Annotated in this window: 31 protein-coding genes and 1 tRNA gene; 24 read left to right on the forward strand and 8 right to left on the reverse strand. The window is 68.2% G+C overall.

Annotated features, from left to right (window positions below; translation table 11 throughout):
- Positions 1 to 12: 12 nt before the first annotated feature.
- From FOZ74_RS13795 to hemC, 3 genes are read right to left on the reverse strand one after another with little or no spacing between them, the layout of a single operon-like run.
- On the reverse strand, positions 13 to 1101 hold the full coding sequence (locus tag FOZ74_RS13795) for a uroporphyrinogen-III C-methyltransferase (protein WP_146913589.1): 1089 nt from the start codon (positions 1099 to 1101) through the stop codon (positions 13 to 15).
- Positions 1091 to 1912: a uroporphyrinogen-III synthase gene (locus FOZ74_RS13800; RefSeq protein WP_146913590.1), complete on the reverse strand. Its 822-nt coding sequence runs from the start codon at positions 1910 to 1912 to the stop codon at positions 1091 to 1093. Before FOZ74_RS13800 ends, FOZ74_RS13795 begins: the two co-directional genes overlap by 11 nt.
- Positions 1905 to 2843, reverse strand: coding sequence for a hydroxymethylbilane synthase (gene hemC / locus FOZ74_RS13805; RefSeq protein ID WP_146913591.1), 939 nt, complete (start codon positions 2841 to 2843; stop codon positions 1905 to 1907). Before hemC ends, FOZ74_RS13800 begins: the two co-directional genes overlap by 8 nt.
- Before the next feature lie 118 nt (positions 2844 to 2961).
- On the opposite strand from hemC, the gene ppc reads away from it, so the two are divergent.
- From ppc to FOZ74_RS13820, 3 genes are read left to right on the forward strand one after another with little or no spacing between them, the layout of a single operon-like run.
- Complete coding sequence (gene ppc, locus FOZ74_RS13810; protein ID WP_146913592.1) at positions 2962 to 5799, forward strand: phosphoenolpyruvate carboxylase; 2838 nt, start codon at positions 2962 to 2964, stop codon at positions 5797 to 5799.
- Between the two features lie 36 nt (positions 5800 to 5835).
- Complete coding sequence (locus FOZ74_RS13815; protein ID WP_255437636.1) at positions 5836 to 6624, forward strand: hypothetical protein; 789 nt, start codon at positions 5836 to 5838, stop codon at positions 6622 to 6624.
- Positions 6621 to 7184, forward strand: coding sequence for a FlgO family outer membrane protein (locus FOZ74_RS13820; protein WP_146913593.1), 564 nt, complete (start codon positions 6621 to 6623; stop codon positions 7182 to 7184). The genes FOZ74_RS13815 and FOZ74_RS13820 overlap by 4 nt, the downstream gene beginning before the upstream one ends.
- A gap of 115 nt (positions 7185 to 7299) precedes the next feature.
- Here the strand turns inward: FOZ74_RS13820 and flhC are convergent, their stop codons facing one another.
- Both flhC and flhD read right to left on the reverse strand, forming a co-directional pair.
- On the reverse strand, positions 7300 to 7839 hold the full coding sequence (gene flhC / locus FOZ74_RS13825; protein WP_146913594.1) for a flagellar transcriptional regulator FlhC: 540 nt from the start codon (positions 7837 to 7839) through the stop codon (positions 7300 to 7302).
- A gap of 13 nt (positions 7840 to 7852) precedes the next feature.
- On the reverse strand, positions 7853 to 8182 hold the full coding sequence (flhD, locus tag FOZ74_RS13830; protein ID WP_146913595.1) for a flagellar transcriptional regulator FlhD: 330 nt from the start codon (positions 8180 to 8182) through the stop codon (positions 7853 to 7855).
- A 275-nt stretch (positions 8183 to 8457) separates the two neighbouring features.
- On the opposite strand from flhD, the gene hisC reads away from it, so the two are divergent.
- The 4 genes from hisC (at position 8458) to hisA (ending at position 11927) form a co-directional block, all read left to right on the forward strand.
- The gene (hisC, locus tag FOZ74_RS13835) at positions 8458 to 9588 is read left to right on the forward strand and encodes a histidinol-phosphate transaminase (RefSeq protein ID WP_146913596.1); all 1131 of its coding nucleotides are present in this window, start codon (positions 8458 to 8460) and stop codon (positions 9586 to 9588) included.
- Positions 9585 to 10208, forward strand: a complete 624-nt coding sequence (gene hisB, locus FOZ74_RS13840; RefSeq protein ID WP_146913597.1) for an imidazoleglycerol-phosphate dehydratase HisB — start codon at positions 9585 to 9587, stop codon at positions 10206 to 10208. Before hisC ends, hisB begins: the two co-directional genes overlap by 4 nt.
- Before the next feature lie 50 nt (positions 10209 to 10258).
- Positions 10259 to 10927, forward strand: coding sequence for an imidazole glycerol phosphate synthase subunit HisH (gene hisH / locus FOZ74_RS13845; RefSeq protein ID WP_146913598.1), 669 nt, complete (start codon positions 10259 to 10261; stop codon positions 10925 to 10927).
- A 256-nt stretch (positions 10928 to 11183) separates the two neighbouring features.
- The gene (gene hisA / locus FOZ74_RS13850; protein WP_146913599.1) at positions 11184 to 11927 is read left to right on the forward strand and encodes a 1-(5-phosphoribosyl)-5-[(5-phosphoribosylamino)methylideneamino]imidazole-4-carboxamide isomerase; all 744 of its coding nucleotides are present in this window, start codon (positions 11184 to 11186) and stop codon (positions 11925 to 11927) included.
- Between the two features lie 29 nt (positions 11928 to 11956).
- On the opposite strand, the gene FOZ74_RS13855 is transcribed toward hisA, so the two are convergent.
- Positions 11957 to 13297, reverse strand: a complete 1341-nt coding sequence (locus FOZ74_RS13855; RefSeq protein WP_146913600.1) for an HD-GYP domain-containing protein — start codon at positions 13295 to 13297, stop codon at positions 11957 to 11959.
- A 116-nt stretch (positions 13298 to 13413) separates the two neighbouring features.
- Here FOZ74_RS13855 and hisF point away from each other — a divergent pair, with 116 nt between their 5' ends.
- The 9 genes from hisF (at position 13414) to tatC (ending at position 18569) form a co-directional block, all read left to right on the forward strand.
- Entirely contained in the window at positions 13414 to 14193 is a 780-nt protein-coding gene (gene hisF / locus FOZ74_RS13860) for an imidazole glycerol phosphate synthase subunit HisF (RefSeq protein WP_146913601.1), read from the forward strand.
- A 78-nt stretch (positions 14194 to 14271) separates the two neighbouring features.
- Positions 14272 to 14682: a phosphoribosyl-AMP cyclohydrolase gene (gene hisI, locus FOZ74_RS13865; protein ID WP_146913602.1), complete on the forward strand. Its 411-nt coding sequence runs from the start codon at positions 14272 to 14274 to the stop codon at positions 14680 to 14682.
- A gap of 5 nt (positions 14683 to 14687) precedes the next feature.
- The gene (locus tag FOZ74_RS13870) at positions 14688 to 15065 is read left to right on the forward strand and encodes a phosphoribosyl-ATP diphosphatase (protein ID WP_146913603.1); all 378 of its coding nucleotides are present in this window, start codon (positions 14688 to 14690) and stop codon (positions 15063 to 15065) included.
- A complete protein-coding gene (locus FOZ74_RS13875) occupies positions 15062 to 15448 on the forward strand; it encodes a DUF4870 family protein (RefSeq protein ID WP_146913604.1) in 387 nt (128 codons plus the stop codon). Before FOZ74_RS13870 ends, FOZ74_RS13875 begins: the two co-directional genes overlap by 4 nt.
- A complete protein-coding gene (locus FOZ74_RS13880) occupies positions 15441 to 16466 on the forward strand; it encodes a patatin-like phospholipase family protein (protein WP_146913605.1) in 1026 nt (341 codons plus the stop codon). Before FOZ74_RS13875 ends, FOZ74_RS13880 begins: the two co-directional genes overlap by 8 nt.
- A 32-nt stretch (positions 16467 to 16498) precedes the next feature.
- Complete coding sequence (locus tag FOZ74_RS13885; RefSeq protein WP_146913606.1) at positions 16499 to 16858, forward strand: histidine triad nucleotide-binding protein; 360 nt, start codon at positions 16499 to 16501, stop codon at positions 16856 to 16858.
- Positions 16859 to 16930: 72 nt separating this feature from the next.
- Complete coding sequence (gene tatA / locus FOZ74_RS13890) at positions 16931 to 17176, forward strand: Sec-independent protein translocase subunit TatA (protein ID WP_146913607.1); 246 nt, start codon at positions 16931 to 16933, stop codon at positions 17174 to 17176.
- A 20-nt stretch (positions 17177 to 17196) separates the two neighbouring features.
- Positions 17197 to 17682, forward strand: a complete 486-nt coding sequence (gene tatB / locus FOZ74_RS13895) for a Sec-independent protein translocase protein TatB (protein WP_146913608.1) — start codon at positions 17197 to 17199, stop codon at positions 17680 to 17682.
- A 74-nt stretch (positions 17683 to 17756) separates the two neighbouring features.
- Entirely contained in the window at positions 17757 to 18569 is an 813-nt protein-coding gene (tatC, locus tag FOZ74_RS13900; RefSeq protein WP_146913609.1) for a twin-arginine translocase subunit TatC, read from the forward strand.
- A 122-nt stretch (positions 18570 to 18691) separates the two neighbouring features.
- On the opposite strand, the gene FOZ74_RS13905 is transcribed toward tatC, so the two are convergent.
- Positions 18692 to 19837 (reverse strand): trypsin-like peptidase domain-containing protein, encoded by a 1146-nt coding sequence (locus FOZ74_RS13905; protein WP_146913610.1) that lies wholly within the window; start codon positions 19835 to 19837, stop codon positions 18692 to 18694.
- Positions 19838 to 19898: 61 nt separating this feature from the next.
- Here FOZ74_RS13905 and FOZ74_RS13910 point away from each other — a divergent pair, with 61 nt between their 5' ends.
- Positions 19899 to 20651, forward strand: coding sequence for a Nif3-like dinuclear metal center hexameric protein (locus tag FOZ74_RS13910; RefSeq protein ID WP_146913611.1), 753 nt, complete (start codon positions 19899 to 19901; stop codon positions 20649 to 20651).
- A 25-nt stretch (positions 20652 to 20676) separates the two neighbouring features.
- The gene (pdxA, locus tag FOZ74_RS13915) at positions 20677 to 21711 is read left to right on the forward strand and encodes a 4-hydroxythreonine-4-phosphate dehydrogenase PdxA (protein WP_146913612.1); all 1035 of its coding nucleotides are present in this window, start codon (positions 20677 to 20679) and stop codon (positions 21709 to 21711) included.
- A gap of 23 nt (positions 21712 to 21734) precedes the next feature.
- Here pdxA and mscL read toward each other — a convergent pair whose 3' ends face one another.
- Entirely contained in the window at positions 21735 to 22157 is a 423-nt protein-coding gene (gene mscL / locus FOZ74_RS13920; RefSeq protein ID WP_146913613.1) for a large conductance mechanosensitive channel protein MscL, read from the reverse strand.
- A 137-nt stretch (positions 22158 to 22294) separates the two neighbouring features.
- On the opposite strand from mscL, the gene petA reads away from it, so the two are divergent.
- The 6 genes from petA to FOZ74_RS13950 all read left to right on the forward strand — a co-directional run bounded on the left by petA (position 22295) and on the right by FOZ74_RS13950 (position 26463).
- Positions 22295 to 22897, forward strand: coding sequence for a ubiquinol-cytochrome c reductase iron-sulfur subunit (gene petA, locus FOZ74_RS13925; RefSeq protein ID WP_146913614.1), 603 nt, complete (start codon positions 22295 to 22297; stop codon positions 22895 to 22897).
- Positions 22898 to 22908: 11 nt separating this feature from the next.
- Positions 22909 to 24330: a cytochrome b gene (locus FOZ74_RS13930; protein ID WP_146913615.1), complete on the forward strand. Its 1422-nt coding sequence runs from the start codon at positions 22909 to 22911 to the stop codon at positions 24328 to 24330.
- 17 nt (positions 24331 to 24347) lie between these two features.
- Positions 24348 to 25103, forward strand: coding sequence for a cytochrome c1 (locus tag FOZ74_RS13935; RefSeq protein ID WP_146913616.1), 756 nt, complete (start codon positions 24348 to 24350; stop codon positions 25101 to 25103).
- A gap of 92 nt (positions 25104 to 25195) precedes the next feature.
- Entirely contained in the window at positions 25196 to 25807 is a 612-nt protein-coding gene (locus FOZ74_RS13940; RefSeq protein WP_146913617.1) for a glutathione S-transferase N-terminal domain-containing protein, read from the forward strand.
- A gap of 34 nt (positions 25808 to 25841) precedes the next feature.
- On the forward strand, positions 25842 to 26348 hold the full coding sequence (locus FOZ74_RS13945; RefSeq protein WP_146913618.1) for a ClpXP protease specificity-enhancing factor: 507 nt from the start codon (positions 25842 to 25844) through the stop codon (positions 26346 to 26348).
- Between the two features lie 39 nt (positions 26349 to 26387).
- Positions 26388 to 26463, forward strand: a tRNA-Thr gene (locus FOZ74_RS13950).
- Positions 26464 to 26667: the final 204 nt, after the last annotated feature.

Here is a 26667-nt window from a genome sequence, read left to right on the forward strand (position 1 = left end):
GTCCGCTCCCGCTCAGCGACCGGCCGCCGCGGTGGCGAGCGCGGAATAGGTGTCGGTGGGTTGGGGGATTTCGGTGTCGTGCAGGTTGGCCTGCAGTTGCTGCAGCGCGGCAAGAAAGCCCTGGGAGCGCCGCCCGCTCGCGTCGAAGTAGCGCACGAAGCCGCGCTGCGCCGCGGCCAGCTCGGTGCGTGCGTTGTCCAGGCGCCGCGCGAGGATGCTCAGGCGCGCATTGGCCAGTTGCAGCTTCAGGTTCTGGCGCAGGAACCAGGCCTGCTCGGGCGCCAGCAGCACCGCGTCGGGCCGGTCCACGCGGCTGATGCGCACCAGGCTCAGCGCCTGGTCGCGCACGCCGCTCCACAGGGTCTGCAGCGCCGCCTGCCAGGCCGGCCGGGCGCTGGCGGCATCGGCGCCCGCGCGGGTGACGGAGGCCCCCGCGGGGCGCATGTCGCTGGCCAGGGCCACGTCGTTGCTCAGCGCAAGCTCGTCGACCTGGCGCACCAGGTTGTCCAGGCGCCCGAGCAGCCCGGCGGTGTCGGTGACCCTGGCGCGCTCCAGGTTTTCGGTGTCCTGCTCCAGCGCGCGCAGCACCGGCGCCAGGCGCGGCTGGGCGGCGCGCTCCACGCGCTGGTGGGCGTTTTTCATCGCGCCGACCAGCGGCTGCAGGCTGCCGGTGAGCTCGGCCTGCTGCTGCGCCAGCGCGATGCTGGCCTGCACGTCGGCGATCAGGTTTTCGTCGCGCGTGCGCGACAGGCTTTGCGTGAGCTCCTCGAGCTGGCTGCGCTGCAGCGCCACCTCGGCCACGCGCGACTCCATCACACTCATGCGGGCGCTGGCGTCGCGCGCCTGGTCCTGCGCCTCGCGCGCCAGGGTGCGCGCCTCGGTGGCCTGTGCGCCGGCGTCGGCGCTCTGGCGCGCCAGCTGCTCCTGAATGTTGGACAGGCGCTGCCAGAGCATGCCCGACATGACCAGTGCCGCCAGCGCCACGAGAGCCAGCACGCTGGTGAGCAGCGCGCCGGCGCGGGACGGCGCGGCGGCGGCCGGAGGCTGCGGCGCCACGGGCACCGCATCACCGGCGGGAAGGGAAGGGTGCTCAGTGCTCATGCCAGGATTTTATCGATGCCGCCACGTCGGCCAGCGCCGGGCGGCAGTCGCGCACCTGGGCGAAGCCCGCCCGGCGCGCGGCCTCGGCGATGCGCGGATGGGTGGCCAGGGCGCGCGCGCCGCTCCAGTCCTGCCCTGGCGCCAGCGCCGGCAGGTGGGCCAGCGCCTCGCTGCTGCTGAACAGCCACAGCGAGCCGTCGCCCGCGGCGGCGCGGGCCAGGGCCTGCGCGCTCTCGTCCAGCGGCGGGGCACAGCGCTCGTAACTGGCGATCAGGTCCACCCGCGCACCCGCCGCGGCCAGCCGGCGCGCCAGCCAGTCGCGCCCCTGGCCCTGGGCGCACTGCGGGTCGCCGGTGCCGCGCACGACGAGCACGCGCGTGCCCGGACCGATCTGCGGCGCCACCTGCTGCCACAGCGCCTCGGAGTCGAACTGCGCGGCATGGTCGTGCGGCCCGTCGATCAGCGCCGCCGGCACGCCGCAGGACTGCAGCGCGCGCACCGTGCCCGGGCCGGGCGCCCAGCATCGCGTTTTGATAGCTGCTGGCGCTGGTCCAGCAAGCGTTTGAGCCGTATTTTGTTCAAAAAAATGGCGTACCGCATTGCCGCTGACGAACATCAGCGCCTGGTAGTCGCCAGAGCGCTGGCGCGCCTGCTGCAGTCCCTGGCGCAGCGCCGGCACGCTCAAGGCGCGGATCGCCAGCAGCGGCAGGGCGAGGGCGGCGATGCCCTGCTGCTGCAGGGCGGCCACCCAGCGTTCGGCGTCCGGCGCCGCGCGCGTGACGATGGTGCGCCGCAGCCAGCGCTCAGGCATCGCGTTCGGCCACGGCGCCGCGCGCCTGCAACTGGGCGGCGACGGCCAGGCCCAGCGCATCGGCTTGCGCCAAAGTGGTGGCGCTGGCACTGCCGCCTGCGCGCACCAGTGGCTGACCGCCCTGCACGGCGCCCCAGGCGGCCTGCAGTTGCAGCACCGCGCCCTGCCACTGCGCGTGCGCCGCCAGCGGCATGGAGCAGCTGCCGCCCATGGCACGGCTGACCGCGCGCTCGGCCGTCACCGCAAGCCAGGTGCGCTCGTCGGCCAGCGGCGCCAGCGCGGCCAGCACGTCGCTGCGCTCGCTGCGCACCTCGATGGCCAGTGCGCCCTGGCCGGCGGCGGGCAGCATCTCGGCCGGCTCGAAGGTGGCGCGGATGCGCCCGGCCAGGCCCAGGCGCTTGAGCCCCGCGGCCGCCAGCACGATGGCCGCGTACTGCCCCTCGTCGAGCTTGCGCAGTCGGGTGTTGACGTTGCCGCGCAGCGGCTCGATGCGCAGGTCCGGGCGCAGCGCGTGCAGCAGCACCTGGCGGCGCAGGCTGGAGGTGCCGACCACCGCGCCCGGCGGCAGCTCCTGCAGGCTGGCGTGCCGCGGTGAGACGAAGGCGTCGCGCGGGTCTTCGCGCGCCATCACGCAGGCCAGCGCAAAGCCGGGCGGCAGCTGCATGGGCACGTCCTTGAGCGAATGCACCGCCAGGTCGGCGCGGCCTTCTTCCAGCGCCACTTCCAGCTCCTTGATGAACAGGCCCTTGCCGCCGACTTTGGAGAGCGCGCGGTCCAGGATCTGGTCGCCGCGCGTGGTCATGCCCAGCAGCCGCACCACATGGCCGCGCGCCTGCAGCAGGGCCTGCACATGCCGGGCCTGCCACAGCGCCAGCTGGCTTTCGCGCGTGGCGATGGTCAGGGACAGGGGGTTTGCGTTGCTTGCCGTCATGGCGCGATTGTGTCGCAGTGCGTGCTTGCCGGCGCCATGTCGCCCAGGCGACCGAAGGCGTTTACACTTCACGCATGCTGCAATGCAACATATGCATGACCCTCGTCAAGGCCCACCCATGACAGAACCCGCTCAGCCCCGCCGCAGCGCGCCCGCGCACCGCAAGGATAAGGACGCCCCGCTGATCGCCGACATCCGCCTGCTCGGGCGCATCCTGGGCGACGTGATCCGCGAGCAGGAGGGCGAGGGCGTGTTCGGGCTGGTGGAGCAGGTCCGCCAGCTCTCGGTGGCCTTTCGCCGCGACGACGACCAGGGGGCGGACCGCGCGCTCAAGCGCCTGCTCAAGTCGCTCAGCGGGGAGGAAACGGTCAAGGTGATCCGCGCCTTCACCTATTTCAGCCACCTGGCCAACCTGGCCGAAGACCGCCACCACATCCGCCGCCGCCAGATCCACGAGCGCGCCGGCAGCAGCCAGGAAGGCGGCATCGACGTGGCGCTGGCGCGCCTGCGCTGGGCCGGCATCGCACCGCAGGCGGTGGTGCAGACCCTGGCGCAAAGCTATGTGGTGCCGGTGCTCACCGCCCACCCCACCGAGGTACAGCGCAAAAGCATCCTGGACGCCGAGCGCGAGATTGCCCAGCTGCTGGCCGCGCGCGACGACATCGGCGCACGCGCCCAGCTCTACAACAGCGCGCGCGATATCCTCACCCCGCGCGAGATCGCCGCCAACGAGGCCGGCCTGCGCGCCCGCGTGGCGCAGCTGTGGCAGACACGGCTGCTGCGCGTCTCGCGCCTGACCGTGGCCGACGAGATCGAGAACGCGCTGTCCTATTACGAATCCACCTTCATCGGCGAAATCCCCAGGATCTATGCCGACCTGGAGCAGCAGCTGGGCGACAGCGGCCCGGTGGCGAGCTTTCTGCGCATGGGCCAGTGGATAGGGGGCGACCGCGACGGCAATCCCAACGTGGGTGCCGACACGCTCAGGCTGGCGCTGCGCCGCCAGGCCGAGGTGGCGCTGCGCCACTACCTCGGCGAGGTGCATGCGCTGGGGCGCGAGCTGTCGCTGTCGGCCCGGCTGGTGCAGGTGTCGCCCGCACTGCTGGCGCTGGCCGAGGCCTCGGGCGACGTGAGCGCGCACCGCAGCGACGAGCCCTACCGGCGCGCGCTCAGCGGCATCTATGCGCGCCTGGCCGCGACGTGCGCGGTGCTCACCGGCGCGGCGCCGGCCCATGTGCCGGTGGCCGTGTTGCCCGCCTACGACAGCGCCGACGCTTTTTTGGCCGACCTGCGCGTGATCGAGGATTCGCTGCTGTCGCACAAGGGCGCGGCCCAGGCGGCGGAGCGCCTGCATGCGCTGGCGCGTGCGGTGCAGGTCTTCGGCTTCCACCTGGCGACGGTGGACTTGCGCCAGAGCTCGGACCAGCACGAGCGCGTGCTCGCCGAGCTGCTGGCCGTGGCGCGGCTCGAGGCCGACTACGCCGCCCTGGACGAGGGCGAGCGCCAGCGCCTGCTGCTGCGCCTGCTGTGCGACGCGCGGCCGCTGCGCGTGCTGGGGGCCGCATACAGCGCGCACACCTGCGCGGAGCTGAGCATCTTCGAGACCGCCCGCGCCCTGCGCGAGCGCTGCGGGCGCGACGCCATCCGCCACTACATCATCAGCCACACCGAGACGGTGAGCGACCTGCTGGAAGTGCTGCTGCTGCAAAAGGAAACCGGCCTGCTGCACGGCACGCTGGATGGCGACTGCCACGCCGACCTCATCGTCTCGCCGCTGTTCGAGACCATAGAAGACCTGCGCAACGCCGCGCCCATCATGCGCGCCTACTACGCGCTGCCCGGCATTGCGCCCATGGTGCGCGCCAGCGGCGCCGAGCAGGACATCATGCTGGGCTACAGCGACAGCAACAAGGACGGCGGCATCTTCACCAGCAACTGGGAGCTGTACCGCGCCGAGATCGCGCTGGTGGCGCTGTTCGACGAACTCAACGCCGCGCTGCCGGGACAGGGCATCCGCATGCGCATGTTCCACGGGCGCGGCGGCACCGTGGGGCGCGGCGGCGGCCCCAGCTACCAGGCCATCCTGGCGCAGCCGCCGGGCACGGTGCGCGGGCAGATCCGCCTGACCGAGCAGGGCGAGGTCATCGCCAGCAAGTACGCCAACCCCGAGATCGGCCGGCGCAACCTGGAAACCCTGGTGGCCGCCACCCTGGAGGCCACGCTGCTGCAGCCCACCAAGCCCGCCACCAAGGCCTTCCTGCAGGCCGCGGCAGAGCTGTCCGAAGCCAGCATGGCCGCCTACCGCGCCCTGGTCTACGAGACGCCGGGCTTTGCCGACTACTTCTTCAGCGCCACGCCGATCCGCGAGATTGCCGAACTCAACATCGGCTCGCGCCCGGCCTCGCGCAAGGCCGGCCAGCGCATCGAGGATTTGCGTGCCATCCCCTGGGGCTTCAGCTGGGGCCAGTGCCGACTGACGCTGCCCGGCTGGTACGGCTTCGGCAGCGCGGTGCAGGCCTTCGTCGGCGCGCCGGGCAAGGACGAAAAGGCGCGCTGGGCGCTTTTGCGCAAGATGGTGCGCCAGTGGCCCTTCTTCAGCGCGCTGCTGTCCAACATGGACATGGTGCTGGCCAAGAGCGACCTGCAGCTGGCCAAGCGCTACAGCGAACTGGTCACCGACGCGCGCCTGCGCAAGCGCGTGTTCGCCGCCATCGAGCAGGAATGGCAGCGCACCATGGACGCGCTCAGCCGCATCACCGGCGAGCGCGAGCGCCTGGCGCACAACAGCGCGCTGGCGCGCTCCATCCGCCACCGCTTTCCCTATATCGATCCGCTGCACCACCTGCAGGTGGAGCTGATCCGCCGCTGGCGCGCCGAACCCGGCAACGAGCGCGTGCGCACCGGCATCCAGCTGTGCATCAACGGCATTGCCGCCGGCCTGCGCAATACCGGCTGACGCGGCCCCTGGGCGGCGCAGTCGCGCGGACAGGCGGTGAAACGGCCGCGTTTTGCGCCGATCGCCGCGCTGCTTGCCGCCTACCATCTGCGCATGCGCCCCTTTGCCCACCGCTTGCGTCTTGCCGCCCTGCTGCTGGCCCTGGCCGCCGTGGCGGGCTGCTCCACCCTGGACGTGCCGCGCGCCGACAACTACCCGGCCAGCGGGCAGAAGAAAGCGCGCGCGCTGCACCACTGGGACGTGCTGGCCCGGGACGTGGCGCGCCGCGTGGCCGAAGAAATTGCGTCCTGGCCGCCGGGCGAGCATCCGATCGAGGTCGGCGCCGCCGGCGCGTCCAGCTTCAACCAGGGCTTCGTCAAGCTGCTGCGCGTGCATCTGCTGGAGCAGGGCGTGGCCTTGTCGGATGGGCCCGCGGCGGTGCGGCTCGAGGTGCAGACCCAGGTGGTGCAGCACGGCTCGAGCGACCAGCTCAATTCCCCCGTGCCGCTGCCCCTGACGGTGCTGGGCGCGGGCGTGGGCGTGCTCTACGACTGGCAGACGCACTACGCCGACCGCCATCTGCTGCCCGGCGTGGCCACCGGCGCAGGCCTGGGCCTGGGGCTGGCGCTGGACCTTGCGCGCTACCACACCCAGGGCGCGGCCGCCGGCGGGCCGACGCGCACCGAGGTGCTGGTGAGCACCTGGCTCAAGAGCGGCGGGCAATTGCTGGCCGGCTCGGCCGACATGTACTACATCGAACGCGCCGACGCGCCGCTGTACCTGGACGAAGCACCGCCACCGCCGCCCGCGCCCCCGGCCAAGGTCTGGAAGGTGGTGACCCCATGAGGCGGCGCATTGCCCTGGCCGGCATCGCCGCGTACGCGCTGAGCGCGGCGGGCTGCGCCGCCTACTACTACGGCGACCCGGTGGTGGGCTTGCGCCGCGCCGGCGCGCACGGTGCGGGCGCCACCACGCTGCTGCAAGCCAACCAGGCGGCGGTGGATGCGCTGCTCAAGACCGCACCGCTGCAGCCGGGCGAGCCGGTGCTGGTGGCCAGCCTGGTCAGCGTGGACCGGCTGGGCGAATCCTCGCGCCTGGGCCGCGCCTGCTCCGAGCAGATTGCCGGGCGCCTGGTGCAGCGCGGCGTGCCGGTGGTGGAGGTGCGCCTGCGCGAGCAGCTGGCGCTGCAGCCCACGCAGGGCGAGCTGCTGCTGTCGCGCGAGCTGCAGGCCGTCAGCCAGGCCCATGCGGCGCGCGCGGTGCTGGTGGGCACCTACGCCGCTTCGGCGCAGCAGCTCTACATCAGCCTCAAGCTGGTGCGCCCCGAGGGCAATGTGGTGGTGGCGGCGCAGGACTATGCGCTGCCGATGGGCGCCGACATCCAGTCTCTGCTCGCCAGCCGCTAGGGCGGGATGGGCCGGCCGCTGCCGAGAATGCTCCGGAAAAAAGAGCTTACAGCGCAATACAGGCAAGCGCTCTAGCCACTTTTCATTGGAAGTCCAAGACGCGTTCAGCATTGCCTCAGTGCAGCTTGAGCGCTTTCTTGCTCTTGCTCTTGCCCGCGCGCGCCGGCGGGTTGCACAGGCCGCAGGTGTAGTGGCGGTTTTCGTACAGCTCGCTGACGAACTGGCCCTTGCACTGGCTGCACTGCGTGCGCGTGAGCATGCCGGCGTCGACGAATTTCACCAGCCGCCAGGCGCGGGTAAAGGACAGCAGCGGCTCGATCTCGGCGGCCTGCACCTGTTCGTTGTACAGGCGGTACGCCTTGGTGAGCAGCTCCACCGCGTCCAGGTCCACGCCCTTGGAGAGGTATTGGTAGATGTTCAGGAACAGCGAGCTGTGGATGTTCTCCTGCCAGGTGAGGAACCAGTCGGTGGAGAACGGCAACTGCCCCTTGGAGGGCGAGCGCCCGGCCACTTCCTTGTACAGGCGGATCAGGCGCTCGTAGGACAGCGTGGTTTCCGATTCCAGCACCTGCATGCGAGCACCCATTTCGATGAGCATGGCGGCGCGCTCGATCTGGCGTGATTCGTTCAATACGCTTTTGGTGGCGGTGGCCATGGCGGGGCTCCTCTCAGATCACTTCGGCAATGCGGCTGGCCATCAGGATGTTGGCGTGCAGCGTGTTGGTGGTTTCGTTGCCCACCTTGGTAGGCGTGTTGTGGTTGGTCAGCAGGCTCCACACCAGCTCATCGTCCACACGGAAGCTGCACAGCAGCGTGTTGCGCGAAGCCAGCTTGAGCACCTGGGCGGTGGACAGCGTCACCAGGATGTCGGCGGCCTCTTCGCTCAGGCCCAGACGGAACACCGCTTCGGCCTTGTCCTGGCGAATCAGGTTTTGCGCCAGCATCAGGTAGGTGAGGTTGGCTTCGCGGATTTCGGAGAGCAACTGTTCGTTGGTCATGGTGCATTCCTTTCAGGGCGGGATCTGCTTGATCCGTTGAAATGCATTGTGAAAGTGGCGCAAAAGAAAAATAAGTCGGCATCCGGAGCGACAGCGCGTCGGGTGCAGGGCGCGGGCGCTGTAGGAAGTTGCCTGACATGGGCGTGCGTGCAAGCGCGATGAGCGCGGTATAGGCGGCCCTTTTCTCCCTGTTGCACCGGGTCAGCCTGCGCACGGCTGGGTCTATGCCGGCGCGCCCCGGTGCGCCATTCAAACGCGTGTAAATTCGCGCCCTGATGACCACGCTCGACCAGACGACCCCCGCCGTGCCCGCTGCCGCGCACGCTTCCCCCCTTGCGCGCATCCGCGCCGACGTGCGCGCCATGCACGCCTATGCGGTGCAGCCGGCGCAGGGCCTGCTCAAGCTCGACGCGATGGAAAACCCCCATCGCCTGCCCGAGGATTTGCAGGCGCGGCTGGGCCAGCGCCTGGGCCAGGTGGCGGTCAACCGCTACCCGGGCGCGCAGCTTGCGCAGTTGCGCGAAGCGCTGCTGCGCCATGCGGGCCCGCCGGCGGGCTGGTCGCTGATGCTGGGCAACGGCTCGGACGAGCTCATCAGCCTGCTGGTGCTGGCCTGCGGCCTTCCCGGCGCCTCGGTGCTGGCGCCCGAGCCGGGTTTCGTGATGTACGCCATGAGCGCGCGGCTGCAGGGCCTGGGCTACCACGGCGTGCCGCTGCGTGCGGACTTTTCGCTCGACGAAGCGGCGCTGCTGCGGGCGATAGAGCGCGAGCGTCCGGCGCTGCTCTTCCTGGCCTATCCGAACAACCCGACCGGCACGCTGTGGGACACGGCGGCCATTGCCCGCGCCATCGCCGCGCAGGGCGCGCACGGCGGCCTGGTGGTGATGGACGAGGCCTACCAGCCCTTTGCCGCGTGCAGCTGGATCGAGCGGGTGCGCGAGCGCCCCGAGGCGCACCGGCATGTGCTGGTGCTGCGCACGCTCAGCAAGTTCGGCCTGGCGGGCATACGCCTGGGCTATCTGATGGGCGACGCGGCGCTGATCGCCGAGATCGACAAGGTACGCCCGCCCTACAACGTGAGCGTGCTCAACGCCGAATGCGCGCTGTTCGCTCTGGAACACGAAGCGGTGTTCGCCGCCCAGGCGCAGGACATCCGTGCCCAGCGTGCGCGCCTGATCGAGGCGCTGGCGCAAATGCCCGGCGTGCAGGCCTACCCCAGCGAGGCCAACATGATCCTGGTGCGCGTGCCCGACGCCGCGCGCGCCTTCGAGGGCATGCGCAGCAAAGGGGTGCTGGTGAAGAACGTTTCTACAATGCACCCGCTGCTTGCCAACTGCCTGCGCCTGACGGTGGGCACAGCCGAAGAAAATACCGCCATGCTGCAATCGCTCAGTGCATCGATATGACGTCCTCCGCCCTTGTCACCGCCGCCCCCACCGACCGCATCGCGGAGGTGAGCCGCAGCACCGCTGAAACCCGCATCCGCGTGCGCGTCAACCTGGACGGCAGCGGCCAGTCGCAGTTGAACACCGGCATCGGCTTCTTCGACCACATGCTCGAACAGATCGCGCGCCACGGCATGATCGATCTGGAGGTGCGCTGCGACGGCGACCTGCACATCGACGGCCACCACAGCGTGGAGGACGTCGGCATCTCGCTGGGCCAGGCGCTGGCGCGCGCGCTGGGCGACAAGAAGGGACTGCGCCGCTACGGCCATGCCTACGTGCCGCTGGACGAAGCGCTGTCGCGCGTGGTGGTGGACCTGTCGGGCCGCCCCGGCCTGCATCTGCACATCCCGTTCACCGCGGCGATGATCGGCGGCTTTGACACGCAGCTGGTGCATGAGTTCTTCCAGGGCTTCGTGAACCATGCGGGCGTCACGGTGCACATCGACAACCTCAAGGGCGTCAATGCCCACCACCAGTGCGAGAGCGTGTTCAAGGCCTTTGCCCGCGCGCTGCGCGCCGCACTCGAGCCCGACCCGCGCAGCGCGGGGGTGATTCCGTCCACCAAGGGCGCGCTCTGATTTTCAAGTAAAAACAGCCTAAAACGCTTGCCTGGCAAGCGCTGACAGCTATGCAATCAAGAGCAAAAACCGTTGCCGTGATCGACTATGGCATGGGCAATCTGCGCTCGGTCGCCCAGGCCGTGCGGGCCGCGGCGCAAGACGAAGGCTGGACGGTGGTGGTCACCAGCGAGCCCGAGGCGGTGCGCGCCGCCGGGCGCGTGGTGCTGCCCGGCCAGGGCGCCATGCCCGACTGCATGCGCGCGCTGGCCGCCGGCGGCCTGCACGATGCGGTGCGCGAGGCCGCGGCCAGCAAGCCGCTGATGGGCGTGTGCATAGGCATGCAGATGCTGCTCACGCACAGCGCCGAGGGCGACGTGGCCGGGCTGGACCTGATCCCCGGCCAGGTGCTGCGCCTGGAAGTGGCCGGGCAGCGCCAGGGCGACGGCAGCCGCTGCAAGGTGCCGCACATGGGCTGGAACCGCGTGCGCCAGCAGCACCACGGCGCACGCGCGCACCCGATGTGGCAGGGCGTGCCCGACGAGAGCTGGTTCTACTTCGTGCACAGCTACCACGCCCGTCCGCTTGATCCAGGTCATTGCGCGGGCGCGGTGCGCTACGGTAGCCTCTTTGCCTGCGCCCTGGCACGTGATAATCTTTTCGCCACCCAGTTTCACCCCGAGAAAAGCGCGGCCCAGGGACTGCGGCTCTATCGGAATTTCCTGCTCTGGAACCCCTAGTACGGCAACCTGGAAATATCGAAACATGAAAGCGTGTCTTCGCACCCATGGCGGCGTCGCAAGTCCTCGCGATAGCTACGGCTATCGCCGCGGTTTGCGCCTTGCCCCGGGGGCGAATCCATCGCTTTCATCGTGTTTCTCTGCTTCCAGGCTGCTGTACTAGCCCCGGAAGGCGGGCGCCTCATCGTTGAGCGTTCAGCATGAGCCCGCCGCGAAACACCCGCTTCTTTGCACGCCCCTCGCTCCGACGTTTGCCATGCTGCTCATTCCCGCCATCGATCTCAAGGACGGTCACTGCGTACGCCTCAAGCAAGGCGACATGAAACAAGCCACCACCTTTGGTGAAGACCCGGCCGCCATGGCGCGGCGCTGGCTCGACGCCGGGGCGCGGCGCCTGCATCTGGTGGACTTGAACGGTGCCTTTGCCGGGCAACCCAAAAACCGGGCGGCCATCAAGTCCATCCTCAAGGCCGTGGGCAGCGACATCCCGGTGCAGCTGGGCGGCGGCATCCGCGACCTGGACACGATAGAGCTGTACCTGGATGCGGGGCTCGAATACGTGATCATCGGCACCGCCGCGGTGAAGAACCCGGGCTTTCTGCAGGACGCCTGCAGCGCCTTTGGCGGACACATCATGGTGGGCCTGGACGCCAAGGACGGCAAGGTTGCCACCGACGGCTGGAGCAAGCTCACCGGCCACGAGGTGGTCGACCTGGCGCGCAAGTTCGAGGACTGGGGCGTGGAGTCCATCGTCTATACCGACATCGGGCGCGACGGCATGCTCAGCGGCATCAACGTGCAAGCCACCGTGCGCCTGGCCCAGGCGCTGAGCATTCCGGTGATCGCCTCGGGGGGCCTGGCCGGCATGGCCGACATCGAGGCGCTGTGCGCGGTCGAGGGCGAAGGCGTGCAGGGCGTGATCTGCGGGCGCGCGATCTATTCCGGCGACCTGGACTTCAGCGCTGCCCAGGAACGCGCCGACGAGCTCGCCCAGTCCTGACGCGCGGCGCGCGGGCTTGCGCAGCCCGGTCACGCTTGGGCGCCGGCCGCGCTCTCGAGCGCCGCGCACCACTGCTGCACTGCGGCTTCGCCGGCAGAGCCGGCGGATTCGGCCAGCGGCCAGCGGGTGCCGCTGGTGTGGGCGATGGAGCGCAGCTGCCACAGCGCCTCGCGCACCAGGAACAGCATTTCCTTGAGCCCCTGGGCGTCGTCGTGCAGCAGCGCGATCAACTCCTCCTGCTGGTCGGGGTGGCAGCCGGCGTCGTACAGGCTTCTCTGCAGCGCATGCAGCCGCTGGGCCACGTAGGCCTGGGCGCTGCCCGGCTCATCGGCCACGCCCGCCTGCTGCAGCCCGGCATGCAGCTGCTGCCACAGCGCCATGGCCTGGCTGATCTGCGCGGCCGCCTCGCGCACCTGCGCCAGGTCTTCGGGTTCGCCGCGCTGGATGTTGCTTGCCTGCAGCAGGGGCAGCAGCAGCGTGGTGAACTCCGCCGGAAACTTGTGGTGGCCCAGCCGCAGCGTGAGCGACAGGCGTACCGCCGCGCCGTCGGTGGCGTATTTTTCAAAGAAGGCCGCCACCACTTCGGCCAGCAGCAGCAGCTGGCCCATGGCCGAGATCTGCGCGCCCTGCAGGCCGCGCGGGTAGCCGCTGCCGTCCATGCGCTCGTGGTGCTCGAGGATGGCCACGGCCAGCGAGCGCGGATAGACCTCGCAGGTGCTGACCAGCCGTGCGCTGGCCAGGGGGTGGCGCATCAGCTCGCTGCGCTCCGCGCCGCTCACCGGGCGCGAGCCGTCGAGCCAGACCGGGTCCATCAGCAGCGTGCCCAGGTCGTGCAGCAGGCCGGCGGTGGCGGCGTTGGTGCATTCGCCGCGCGTCCAGTTGGCGCGGATCGCGAAATACGCCGCCACCAGCGCCACGTGCACCGCATGCGCGAAGTGCGCCGGATGCTGCTCGCGCAACACGCTGAGCATGAAGGCGAGCTGCGGCGGCAGCACCATCGCCTGCAGCGGGACGAGCAGCGCGCCGGCGGCCACGCCTTCGCTGCCGTCCTGCGTCAGCAGCTCCAGCAACGGCTCGCGCTGGCAGAGTTCGCGGGCAAATTCCACCAGCGACGCGGGGCTGACCAGCCCGTCCATGGTCAGCAGCTCTTCCAGCGGCTTGCGCAACTCGTGCTGCATCAGACGCCGGTAGTTGTCGGCACCCAGCTGCACGCCGGCTTCCACCAGCTTCAGGCCCGAGCGCGAGAACACCGCCTTGGCGGTGCTGACCCGGCGGCGCTCGCACACCGCCAAGATGGCGCGCTGGTAGTGCGTCGGCTCCCAGACGGGTTCATCGGGGTGCGCGGCGGCGGGCGCGGCGGTCGTCACCATGGGCAGCTTCGGGGTCTCGGTTGCGGAGGTCTCGAATATACCCAGCGCCCGGCGCCTTTCCGCAGCATGCGGCCGTGCGTGGTATCTTGTGCTTCCGGCTTTTTTGCGGACTTTTCATGCTTGCCAAACGCATCATTCCCTGCCTGGACGTGACCGGCGGCCGTGTCGTCAAGGGCGTCAACTTCGTGCAACTGCGCGACGCGGGCGACCCGGTGGAGATCGCCGCGCGCTACAACGAGCAGGGCGCCGACGAGCTCACCTTCCTGGACATCACCGCCACCAGCGACGAGCGCGACCTGATCCTGCCCATCATCGAAGCCGTGGCCAGCCAGGTCTTCATTCCGCTCACGGTGGGCGGCGGCGTGCGCTCGGTGGCGGACGTGCGCCGCCTGCTCAATGCGGGAGCGGACAAGGTGAGTTTCAACTCGGCGGCCATCGCGAGCCCCGAGGTCATCGCCGACGCCTCGGCCCACTACGGCGCGCAGTGCATCGTCGTGGCCATAGACGCCAAGCGCCGCCAGGGCGAGGACCTGGCCGCGCGCGGCGAGGGCTGGGACGTCTACAGCCATGGCGGGCGGCGCAACACCGGGCTGGACGCGGTGCAGTGGGCGCTGGCGATGCAGCAGCGCGGCGCGGGCGAGATCCTGCTCACCAGCATGGACCGCGACGGCACGCGCTCGGGCTTCGACCTGGAGCTCACGCGCGCGGTGAGCGAGGCGGTGACGCTGCCGGTGATCGCCTCCGGCGGCGTGGGCAGCCTGCAGCATCTGGCCGACGGCGTGAGCCTGGGTGCGGCCGACGCGGTGCTGGCCGCCAGCATCTTTCACTACGGTGAATTCACCGTGCGCCAGGCCAAGGAATACATGCAGGCCCAGGGCATCACGGTGCGCCTGTGAGCCGAAATTTGAATGAAATCGGCCTGTAACGCTTGCTGGGCAAGCGCTGACAGCTCACGTTTTTGAAGAAACTCTTCCATGCCTGATACCGCTATCGACACCGACTGGCTCTCGCAGCTGCGCTGGGACGCGCAGGGGCTGGTGCCCGCCATCGCCCAGGAGGCGGACAGCGGCGACGTGCTCATGCTCGCCTGGATGAGTCGCGAGGCGCTGGCGCAGACGGCGGCCTCGGGCCGGGCGGTGTACTTCAGCCGCTCGCGCGGGCGGCTGTGGCACAAGGGCGAAGCGTCCGGCCACGTGCAGCAGGTGCACGAGATCCGCATCGACTGCGATCGCGACGTGGTCCTGCTCAAGGTCACCCAGCACGGCCACACGCCGGGCATCGCCTGCCACACCGGGCGCCACAGCTGCTTCTTCAGCGTGCTCAAGGATGGCGCCTGGCAGGCGGTGGATCCGGTCTTGAAAGACCCCGAACAAATCTACAAATGAACACCATGACCAGTACCGACGCCCTGGCGCAGCTTGCCGCCGTGATCGAAAGCCGCAAGCCGGCGCGCGGGGGCGATCCCGCCACCAGCTATGTCGCGCGCCTGCTGGCCAAGGGGCCGGACGCCTTTCTCAAGAAGGTGGGCGAAGAGGCGACCGAGGTGGTGATGGCCGCCAAGGATGTCGAGCACGGCGCCGAAGCCGTCAAGCTGGTCCATGAGATGGCCGACCTGTGGTTTCACTGCATGGTGGCGCTGGCGCACTTCGGCCTGCAGCCGGCCGACGTGATCGCGGAGCTGCAGCGCCGTGAAGGCATGAGCGGGCTGGAAGAAAAGGCGCTGCGCAAACTGCGCGAGCGCCAGGCACAGGAAGAGGAGCACCCATGAACGACGACATCATCGACGTGGACGCCGACGCGCGCGCCGAATCGCTCAAGACCATAGGCTGGGTCAGCTACCTGCTGCACCTGGCGGTGGCGATTGCCGCGGTGGTGCCGGGTGCGCAGCCGAGCGCGGCGCTCCTGATCGTGGCGCTGGTGATCGACCTGGTCAAGCGGGGCGACGCGGCCGGCACCTGGCAGGCCAGCCATTTTTCCTGGCGCATACGCAGCGTGGTCTGGGCCGGCGTGCTCTACATCGTGACGGCGCCGCTGTGGTTCTTTTTCATCCTGCCGGGCTGGATTGCCTGGGGGCTGATCTCGCTGTGGTTCCTCTACCGCATCGTGCGCGGCATGGTCGGCATGAACGAAGGGCGGGCGGTGCATGCCTGAGTCCAAGGTGCGTTTGCCGCTGAACCTGGCATTGCAGGGCGGCGGCTCGCACGGCGCCTTCACCTGGGGTGTGCTGGATGCGCTGCTGGAAGACGGGCGCTTCGCGCTCGACGGCATCAGCGGCACCAGCGCCGGCGCGATGAACGCCGTGGCCGTGGCCCAGGGCTTTGCACTGGCCGCAAACCAGAGCAAGGACCGCGAGGAAATCCACAGTCAGGGCTGTGCGCTGGCGCGCGAGACGCTGCGCACGCTGTGGGAGGGCGTGGGCAGGCTCGGCGCCATGCTCTGGGGCGTGCCGCTGCCGGGCAACCCGCTGGTGGGCATGATGTCGCAGTGGTTCTCGCCCTACCAGACCAATCCGCTCGATATCAACCCCTTGCGCAAGCTGCTGCGCGAGACCGTGGACTTTGCGCTGCTGCATGCCGAACACGGGCAGGTGCCCAAGGTCTTCGTCTGCGCCACCAACGTGCGTACCGGCCGCGGCGAGATCTTTTCCGGCAAGCAGCTGAGCATCGATTCGGTCATGGCTTCGGCCTGCCTGCCGATGATGTTCCAGGCCGTCAAGGTGGGCGAGGACCATTACTGGGACGGCGGCTATTCGGGCAACCCGGCGCTGTACCCGCTGATCTACCACACCGAGTGTTCGGACGTGCTGCTGGTGCAGATCAACCCGGTGCAGCACCGCGCGGTGCCCGAAAACGCCAGCGACATCGTCGACCGCATCAACGAGGTCACCTTCAACGCCAGCCTCCTGGCCGAGCTGCGCGCCATCGCCTTCGTGCGCCGTCTGCTGCGTGAGGGCAAGCTCGATCCCAAGCGCTACAAGGACGTGCGCGTGCACCGCATCGACGGCGGCGAGGTGCTCGCCCCCTTCGGGGCGGCCAGCAAGTCGCGTGCCGATACGCTCTTTCTGCGCCAGCTGTTCCAGCTGGGGCGCGAGGAGGGCAAGCGCTGGCTGCATCAGCACCACCACGATGTCGGGGTGCGCTGCAGCGTCGAATCCGCCGACGACGTGTGATCGGCGACACCCGCCAACGGAGCTCACTCACCATGCACCACGACCCTGATTGCCTGTTCTGCAAGATCATCGAAGGCAAGATCCCTTCGCAGAAGGTCCACGAGGACGAGCTCGTCTACGCCTTCAAGGACATCCGCCCGTGGGCACCGATCCACTTCCTGATCGTGCCCAGGGAGCACATCGCCTCGATGGAGCAGGCCGGGCCGGAGCACGCCCGGCTGCTGTCGCACATGCTGCTGCTCGGTCCGCGGCTGGCGCGCGAGCAGGGCAGCAATCCGTATCCGGACGGCGGCTACCGGCTGCAGATCAACACCGGCACCGAAGGCGGGCAGGAGGTCTACCACCTGCACATGCACGTGGTGGCCGGCGCGCGCCCCTGGCTCAAGTCCTGACACCCGGCGGCCCGCGCCGGGGAGCCGTCCGGCCTTGCCCTAAAATGACCGGTTCCACTCAGGAGGTTTTCAATGGGTTCGTTTTCCATCTGGCACTGGCTCATCGTGCTGCTCATCGTGGTCATGGTGTTCGGTACCAAGAAGCTCAAGAACATCGGCTCCGACCTCGGCGGCGCCGTCAAGGGCTTCAAGGACGGCATGAAGGAAGGCAGCTCGAGCGACGAGGCCAGCGCGAATGCCGCGCCCCCGGGGCAGGTGACCAACGCCGCGTCCGCCGACAAGACGACGATCGACGTCGAAGCCAAGCAAAAGAGCTGAAGCACGGGCAGTGATTTCGCATGCTTGACATCGGTCTGTCCAAAATGGCGCTGGTGGGCGTGGTGGCGCTGGTCGTCATCGGCCCCGAGAAGCTGCCGCGCGTGGCACGCACCGTCGGCGCCCTGCTGGGCAAGGCACAGCGCTACGTGGCCGACGTCAAGGCCGAGGTCAACCGCTCCATGGAGCTCGATGAGCTGCGCAAGATGAAGAGCACGGTGGAAAACGCCGCGCGCAACGTCGAGCAGAGCATTCAGACCGGGGCGAGCGAATTCGAGAAGGACTGGAAGGACGCGGTCGGCGACCTGGCCGACTCCAGCGCCGACCCCTTGCCCGACGACCCGGCGGCGCTGGCGCGCTACGTCCCCCCTTACCAGCGTCCGGACAAGCACTGGCGCGCCCGGCGCGGCGCGATCCCGCAGTGGTACAAGGCGCGCAGCCGCCTGCGCACGCACGTGCAATCCGGCGCGGCCCGGGTGGCGCGCTTCCGACCCAAGAAATCCCGTTGAACCCCTTGCGCCAGCGCGCTGCTGCGCGAGATGCCGACGCGCCGGGCCTGCCCGGGCGCCGGACACCCTAGCTTATGGCCCAGACCCCCGACCCCGAAGACGAACTTGCCGGCAGCGAGCAGCCCTTTGTCGAGCACCTGATGGAGCTGCGCAACCGGCTGGTCAAGGCCGTGCTGGCCGTGGGCGTGGTGGCGGGCGTGCTGTTCCTGTTCCCCGGACCGGGGCCGCTGTACGACTTCCTGGCCGCGCCGCTGGTGGCGCACCTGCCCCAGGGTGCGACGATGATCGCCACCTCGGTGATCTCGCCTTTCATGGTGCCGCTCAAGATCCTCTTGATGACGGCCTTCCTGATCGCGCTGCCGGTGGTGCTCTACCAGCTCTGGGCCTTCGTGGCGCCGGGCCTGTATTCGCACGAGAAAAAGACCGTACTGCCGCTGGTGGTGTCGAGCACCATCCTGTTCTTCCTGGGCGTGGCTTTCTGCTACTACTTCGTGTTCGGGCGGGTGTTCGCCTTCATCCAGAGCTTTGCGCCCAAGAGCATCACGGCGGCGCCGGACATCGAGGCCTACCTGGGCTTCGTACTCACCATGTTCCTGGCTTTCGGCGTGACCTTCGAGGTACCGATCGCGGTGGTGGTGCTGGTGCGCCTGGGCGTGATCAGCGTGGAAAAGCTCAAGCACGGGCGCGGCTACTTCATCGTCGGCTCGTTCGTCATCGCCGCCATCATCACGCCGCCGGACGTGGTCTCGCAGCTGGCGCTGGCCATTCCCATGTGCCTGCTCTACGAGGTCGGCATCTGGGCCGCGCAGCTCTTCGCTCGCGGCCGCCCGCCAGAGGACGAAACCGCCGAGCAGGGCGAGAGTTCGCCGTCGTCCGGCCCGCCCTGAACCCGCGTCGCGGCTTCATCTGGCTTCGCAATCAACAAGACAACTGCCTCGCTTCGCCTTGCCGTACCAGGTGTACTGCCTGCGGCTTCGCGCCTTGTTCTCTTGTGGATTGCACATCCGCATCAGCGCCGGCGCGGCTGGCTGGGGCGCACGCTGGGCACCAGCGCCAGCTGCAGTTGCTTGTCACCGCGCTGGACTTTGAAGTCGGCACTGGTCGCGGGCGTGAGCGCGGCCACCGCCGAGAGCAATTGCCGCACGGTGCGCACCGGCTTGCCCTGTACCTGCAGCACCACGTCGCCAGGCAGCATGCCCCCCTGGGCGGCCGGCCCGTTGTGCAGCACGCCGGTGATGATCACGCCCTCGCTGGCGCGCACGCCGAAGACCTGCGCGAGCTCGGGCGAGAGCGTGCTCGGCTCCACGCCTATCCAGCCGCGCGTCACGCGCCCCTCGCGCACGATGCTCTCGAGCACGTAGCGCGCGGTGGACACCGGGATGGCAAAGCCTATGCCCAGGCTGCCGCCGTCGCGCGAATAGATCGCGGTGTTGATGCCCATGAGGTTGCCGTTGACGTCCACCAGCGCACCGCCGGAATTGCCGGGGTTGATCGCCGCGTCGGTCTGGATGAAGTTCTCGAAGGTGTTGATGCCCAGCTCGCTGCGCTCCAGCGCCGAGACGATGCCGCTGGTGACGGTCTGCCCCATGCCGAAGGGGTTGCCTATCGCCAGCACCCGGTCGCCCACGGCAAGGTGGCTGGAGTCGCCCAGCACGATGACCGGAAGCGCGTCCAGGCTGATCTTCAGGATCGCCAGATCGGTCTCGGGGTCGGTGCCTATCACCTGGGCGCTGGCATGGCGGCTGTCGGCCAGCGCCACTTCGATCTCGTCGGCGCCTTCCACCACGTGGTTGTTCGTCAGGATGTAGCCGTCGGGACTGACGATGACGCCGCTGCCCAGCCCGGTCTGCGAGCGCGGCCCCTGCTCACCGAAGAAGAAGCGAAACCAGGGATCGCTGTTGCGCGGGTCGCGCACCGCCTTGCTGGTGGTGATGCTGACCACGGCGGGCGAGGCCTTGCGCGCCGCCGGGCTGAAACTGCCCGGCGCGGCCTCCTGTCCCGTGCTGGCCTGACCGGGTGCTTCATACAGCGTGATGCCGGCCGGTGTGCGCAGGGCGGCGCGCCCCAGCCAGCCCGGCTGCAAGGTCGCCACGACGAACCACAGCGCCAGGGTGACGGTGACGGCCTGGGAAAAAACGAGCCACAAACGTTTCATGGGAGGCTAGGAGGCGGACGGTGGTGCATTGTCGCGTGTTTGTGCGGGCACAATCGTGCCCATGAGCATCCCGCGAGAAGATCTGCTGGCGCGCCTGGACGCGCTGCTCACGCCCGAACGTTTCAAGGACTACGGCCCCAACGGCCTGCAGGTGCAGGGCAAGGCCATGGTCGGGCGCATCGTCAGCGGCGTGACCGCCAGCCGCGCACTGATCGACGCCGCGATCGCCGTCGGCGCCGACGCGCTCTTCGTGCACCATGGCCTGTTCTGGCGTGGCCAGGACGGTCGCGTCGTCGGCTGGATGAAGGAGCGACTGCAGCGTCTGCTGGCGCACGACATCAACCTGTTTGCCTACCACCTGCCGCTGGATGCGCACCCCGAGCTGGGCAACAACGCGCAGCTTGGCCAGCGCCTGGGCTGGGTGGCCGACGGCCACTTCGGAGAGCAGGATCTGGGCTGCGTCGGTGCGGCCGACTATGCGGATGCTGCCGCGCTGGCGGCGCCCTTGCGCGAGCTGCTGCGGCGCCCGGTCCTTGTGGCAGGCCCCGAACAGGCGCGCCCGATACGGCGCATCGCCTGGTGCACCGGTGGCGCGCAAGGCTATTTCGAGGCCGCGATCGCCGCCGGCGCCGACGCTTTCGTGACCGGTGAAATTTCCGAGCCGCAGGCCCATCTGGCGCGGGAGACGGGCGTCGTCTTCATCGCCGCCGGCCACCATGCGACCGAGCGCTATGGCGCCCCTGCGGTCGCTGGCCACGTGGCCAGGGAACTGGGGCTGGAGCACCGTTTCATCGACATCGACAACCCGGCCTGAAAGCAGGGCACAGCGAGCACACCGCATGCTTCCCGTCGCCATCACCCAGGGGGATCCGGCCGGCATAGGCCCGGAAATCGTCGCCAAGGCCTTTCGCGATGCGCCCGGAGCGCTGCAGGGCTGCTTTGCGGTGGGCGACCTCGCCACCTTGCGCCGCGCCGCAGCCTGCATCGTGCGTGCGGGCGAGCCGCCACTGCCGGTGGCGCTGCTGCAGTCGCTGGATGAGGTGGCCGTGCTGCCGCCGCGCTGCCTGCCCGTGTGGCAACTCGATCATCTGCATGGACCGGCGGTCTTTGGCCAGGTGAGCGCGGCTGCGGGCCGCGACGCGGCGGCCTGCGTGGACTGGGCGGCGCGCGCGGCCCTGCGCGGCGAGCTCGCCGCGCTGGTGACCGCGCCGCTGCACAAGGAGGCGCTGTCGCTGGCCGGCATGCCCTATCCGGGGCATACCGAGCTGCTGCAGGCGCTGGCTGCCGAGCATGCAGGCGTGCCGCTGGGCGAGATGCCGGTGCGCATGATGCTGGCCAATGAAGAGCTGCGCACGGTGCTCGTGAGCATCCACGTCGCCTTGCGCGAGGCCATTGCGGCCGTCACCCAGGCCGGCGTGCTGCAGACGCTGCAAATCACGCATGCGGCGCTGTCGGCAAGTCTGGGCCGTGCGCCGCGCATTGCGGTGGCCGGGCTCAATCCCCATGCGGGCGAGGGTGGCTTGTTCGGACGCGAGGAGCTTGAGCAGATTGCGCCCGCCATCGGGCAGGCGCGCGCTCTCGGGCTGGATGTGCAGGGGCCGTTTGCGCCCGACACCGTCTTCATGCGCGCGCGCAATGCGCCGGACCATGCTGGCGAGTTCGACGTGGTGGTCGCGATGTACCACGACCAGGGACTGATCCCGGTGAAATACCTGGGCGTGGAGCAGGGCGTGAACGTGACCCTGGGCCTGCCGCTGGTGCGCACCAGTCCGGACCACGGCACCGCCTTCGACATCGCTGGGCAGGGCAGCGCCAACGCTGCCAGCCTGGTCCAGGCCGTGCGCATGGCCAAGGCGCTGGCCGGCGGCCCCTGACGCCGCCCGTGGGCGGCCGCGAATCAGCCTTTTTTCAGGCTGTCGCGGATTTCACGCAGCAGCACGATGTCCTCGGGCGGCGCTGCCGGCTGCTCGGGCTCGGGCGGGGCTTCCTTCTTCAGGCGATTGATCTGCTTGACCATCATGAAAATGATGAAGGCCAGGATGATGAAGTTCACCAGGATGGTGATGAAGTTGCCGTAGGCGAAGACCGCGCCGCCTTTCTTCGCTTCTTCCAGCGTCAGGCCGGCGGCCTGTCCCGCCAGCGGGATGTAGTAGTTGGAAAAATCCAGCCCGCCGGTGGCCTTGCCGACCAGCGGCATGATCAGGTCACCGACGATGGAATCGACGATCTTGCTGAAGGCCGCGCCGATGATCACGCCGACGGCCAGATCGACGGCATTGCCCTTGACGGCGAATTCCTTGAACTCCTGCAACATGCCCATGGGGTTTCCTTGTGTTGTGTCAACCGACGCAAGTATCGCGCGACTTCGCACGGCCGGCGAGCGCTGTCGGGGCGTGGGCGTCCGCTACAATTTGCGGTTGATCGTCTCGCGGACTGACGCATAGCAAGGATTCCCCCATGAGTGATACTCCGATCGATTCCAGCAAGCGCAACTGGCTGATCGCAACCAGTTGCGCCGGCGCGGTGGGCGGCGTGGCCACGGCCGTGCCCTTCGTGAGCAGCTTTGAGCCGTCCGAGAAGGCAAAGGCGGCTGGAGCGCCGGTGGAAGTGGACATTTCCGCACTCAAGGAAGGTGAGAAGATCACGGTGGAATGGCGCGGCAAGCCGGTGTGGATCCTGCGGCGCTCCAAGGCGGAGGTGGAAGCGCTGGCCAAGCACGACGGCGAGCTCGCGGACCCCGAGTCCAAGCGCCACCCGGACGAATTCACGCCGCCCTATGCGCGCAACGAATGGCGCTCGATCAAGCCCGAAATCCTGGTGGTGGTGGGCATCTGCCCGCACCTGGGTTGCTCGCCCACCGACAAGTTCGCCACCGGGCCGCAGCCTTCGCTGCCCAGCGACTGGGCGGGCGGCTGGCTCTGCCCCTGCCATGGCTCCACCTTCGACCTTGCCGGCCGCGTATTCAAGAACAAACCGTCTCCGGACAATCTGCCGGTGCCCCCGTACATGTACCTGTCGGACACCCGCTTGTTGATCGGTGAAGACAAGAAGAAGGCTTGAAGGGAACATCCATGGCTGCCTATCGCGAATTCAAGCAGATCTCGCCCAATGCCTCCATGGGCGCGAAGACCATGAACTGGCTGGAAAACCGGTTCCCGACGGCCTTTGACGCCTACAAGGTGCACATGTCGGAGTATTACGCTCCGAAGAACTTCAACTTCTGGTACATCTTCGGCTCGCTGGCGCTGCTGGTGCTGGTAATCCAGATAGTCACCGGCATCTTCCTGGTGATGCACTACAAGCCCGACGCCGCCAAGGCCTTCGAGTCGGTCGAGTACATCATGCGCGACGTGCCCTGGGGCTGGCTGATCCGCTACATGCACTCCACGGGCGCCTCGGCCTTCTTCGTCGTCGTCTACCTGCACATGTTCCGCGGCCTCTTGTACGGCAGCTACCGCAAGCCGCGTGAGCTGGTCTGGATCTTCGGCTGCGCCATCTTCCTCGCGCTCATGGCCGAGGCCTTCATGGGCTATCTGCTGCCGTGGGGCCAGATGTCCTACTGGGGCGCGCAGGTGATCGTGAACCTGTTCTCCGCCATTCCCTTCATCGGACCGGACCTGTCCATCTTCATCCGCGGCGACTACGTGGTCGGTGACGCGACGCTCAACCGCTTCTTCAGCTTCCACGTCATCGCCGTGCCGCTCGTGCTGCTGGGCCTGGTGGTGGCGCACCTGCTGGCGCTGCACGACGTAGGCTCGAACAACCCCGACGGCATCGAGATCAAGGGCCCGGGCAAGGCGGTGGATGCGCAGGGTCACCCGCTCGATGGCGTGCCCTTCCATCCTTACTACACGGTGCACGACATCTTCGGTGTCTCCATCTTCCTGTTCATCTTCTCGGCCATCGTCTTCCTGGCGCCGGAGTTCGGCGGCTATTTCCTTGAATACAACAACTTCATCCCCGCCGATCCGCTGAAGACGCCTTCGCACATCGCTCCGGTCTGGTACTTCACGCCCTTCTATTCGATGCTGCGTGCCGTGACCAGCGAGATGATGTATGCGCTGATCGCCTGCGTGGTGCTGGGCACCGCCTACGGCGTGTTCAAGGCGCGCCTGGCCGGCCTGGTCAAGGGCGCCATCCTGGTGGCGGGCGTGGTGGTGATTGCGCTCATGCTGGCCATCGACGCCAAGTTCTGGGGCGTGGTGGCCATGGGCGGCGCCGTGGTGATCCTGTTCTTCCTGCCCTGGCTGGACTGCAGCCCGGCGCGCTCGATCCGCTACCGCCCGAACTGGCACAAGTGGCTCTACGCGCTGTTCGTCCTGGTGTTCTTCGTGCTGGGCTACCTTGGCATGCTGGCTCCCTTCCCGCTGGGTGAGCGCATTTCGCAGGTCGGCACCCTGTTCTATTTCGGCTTCTTCCTGCTCATGCCCTGGTGGAGCCGCCTGGGTACGCCCAAGCCGGTGCCCGAGCGCGTGAAATTTGTGGCGCACTGAGAGCCGGAGTCATCACCATGAAAAAAATCATCTTTGCCCTGATTGCAAGCCTTGGTCTGGTGGGCGGCGTACAGGCCTCCAGCGGCGGCTTTCCGCTGGACAAGGCGCCGGTCAACGTGGCGGACAACGTCTCGCTGCAGCGCGGTGCGCGCACCTTCGTCAATTACTGCCTGAGTTGCCACTCGGCAGCCTTCATGCGCTACAACCGTCTGACCGACATCGGCCTGACCGAGCAGCAGATCAAGGACAACCTCCTGATCACCACCGACAAGGTCGGCGAGACCATGAAGGCGGCGATCAACCCCAACGAGGCCAAGGACTGGTTTGGCGGCAACCCGCCCGATCTCACCGTGATCGCGCGTTCGCGTTCGGGCAATGGCGGCACCGGCGCCGATTACCTCTATACCTTCCTGCGCACCTTTTATCGCGACGACACCAAGGCCACGGGCTGGAACAACCTGGTGTTCCCCAGCGTGGGCATGCCGCATGTGCTCTGGCAGCTGCAGGGGGAACGCAAGGCGCTGTTCGACGAGATGGAGAGCCACGGCGAGAAGGTGCAGAAGTTCAAGGGCTGGGAGCAGATCTCGGCCGGAACGCAGTCGACGGTCGAGTTCGACCAGACCGTGGGCGATCTGGTCAACTACCTACAGTGGATGGGAGAACCCGCGCAAAACACCCGCGTGCGCATAGGCGTGTGGGTACTGCTTTTCATCTCGGTCTTCATCCTGATCGCGTGGCGTCTGAACGCTGCATACTGGAAGGACGTGAAGTAGTACCGTGGCGTGCGCCCGCCGCCGGGCGTACTTGTGGATACGGAGTGGGCGCCTGGTGTGCCCACTCTTTTGATTTTTGAGGAGCTGCCTGCATGATGGTGCTTTATTCGGGGACGACCTGCCCGTTCTCTCACCGTTGCCGTTTTGTCCTTTTTGAAAAGGGCATGGATTTCGAGATCCGGGATGTCGATCTGTTCAACAAACCCGAAGACATCAGCGTCATGAACCCGTACGGCCAGGTGCCGATCCTGGTCGAGCGCGACCTCATCCTGTACGAGTCGAACATCATCAACGAATACATCGACGAGCGCTTTCCGCACCCGCAGCTCATGCCGGGCGACCCGGTGGATCGCGCTCGCGTGCGCCTGTTCCTGCTCAATTTCGAGAAGGAGCTCTTCGTGCACGTGAACACGCTGGAATCGCGCGCCACCAAGGGCAACGAGAAGGCACTGGAGAAGGCGCGCGGTCACATCCGCGACCGCCTCACGCAGCTGGCGCCCATCTTCCTGAAGAACAAGTACATGCTGGGCGACGGCTTTTCCATGCTCGACGTGGCGATCGCGCCGCTGCTGTGGCGCCTGGACTACTACGGCATCGAGCTCTCGCGCAACGCGGCGCCGCTGCTCAAGTACGCCGAGCGCGTGTTCTCGCGTCCGGCCTACATCGAGGCCTTGACGCCTTCGGAAAAAGTCATGCGCAAGTAAGCGCTGCACCGCCGCCACCTGGCCGAGAGACGACATGAGCGCCGACCCCACGGGAGTTTCGACGCGCCCCTATCTGATACGGGCGCTGCATGAATGGTGTTCCGACAATGGGCTCACGCCCTACGTCGTGGTGCAGGTGGACGACAGCGTGCACGTGCCCCAGGAGTACGTCTCCCGCGGGGAGATCGTGCTCAACATCAGCGACGAAGCCACGAGCGCTTTGCAGATTTCCAACGAGTTCATCGTCTTCAAGGCGCGCTTCGGCGGCAAGCCGCGCGACATTTCCGTTCCCATTGGCCGGGTCAGCGCGATCTATGCGCGCGAGAACGGGCAGGGCATGGCGTTTGCGGTGCAAGACAATGCTCCTCCGGGCTTGTCTGCCGTGCCGCACGAAGGCGCTGCGGCCCAGGAGGTGCGCGACACGGCACCGGCCTTGCAGTCGGTCAAGGCGCCGCCTCCGGCGGCCTCCAAGCCGGATCCGGACGGCCCGGACACGCCCACGCCCAAGCGGCGCAAACCGGCGCTCAAGCGCGTGAAATAGGCTCCTGCGCGGGGTGCTCTGGTTAGAATCACGGCCCTTGCCGGTTTAGCTCAGTTGGTAGAGCACCCGCCTTGTAAGCGGAAGGTCGTCAGTTCGAACCCGACAACCGGCACCAGCTTTCCTTGAGGTGTTTTGCCGCTGCCTCAGTGCCCTGGTCCCCTGAAAAAGAGCATCGCACCAATGACCTGGCGCGAAACCGCAACCAGTTGCGGGAGCCGGGATGCGGTCCGGTGCGTCAATGAGAGCGCGACCCGTCGGTGGCTCCAGGTGTTTGTGGCGCTGACGGGATGAAGCTGGTGACCATCATGGCCGATGCCTG

Source organism: Comamonas flocculans (assembly GCF_007954405.1).
Lineage (GTDB): Bacteria > Pseudomonadota > Gammaproteobacteria > Burkholderiales > Burkholderiaceae_C > Comamonas_C > Comamonas_C flocculans.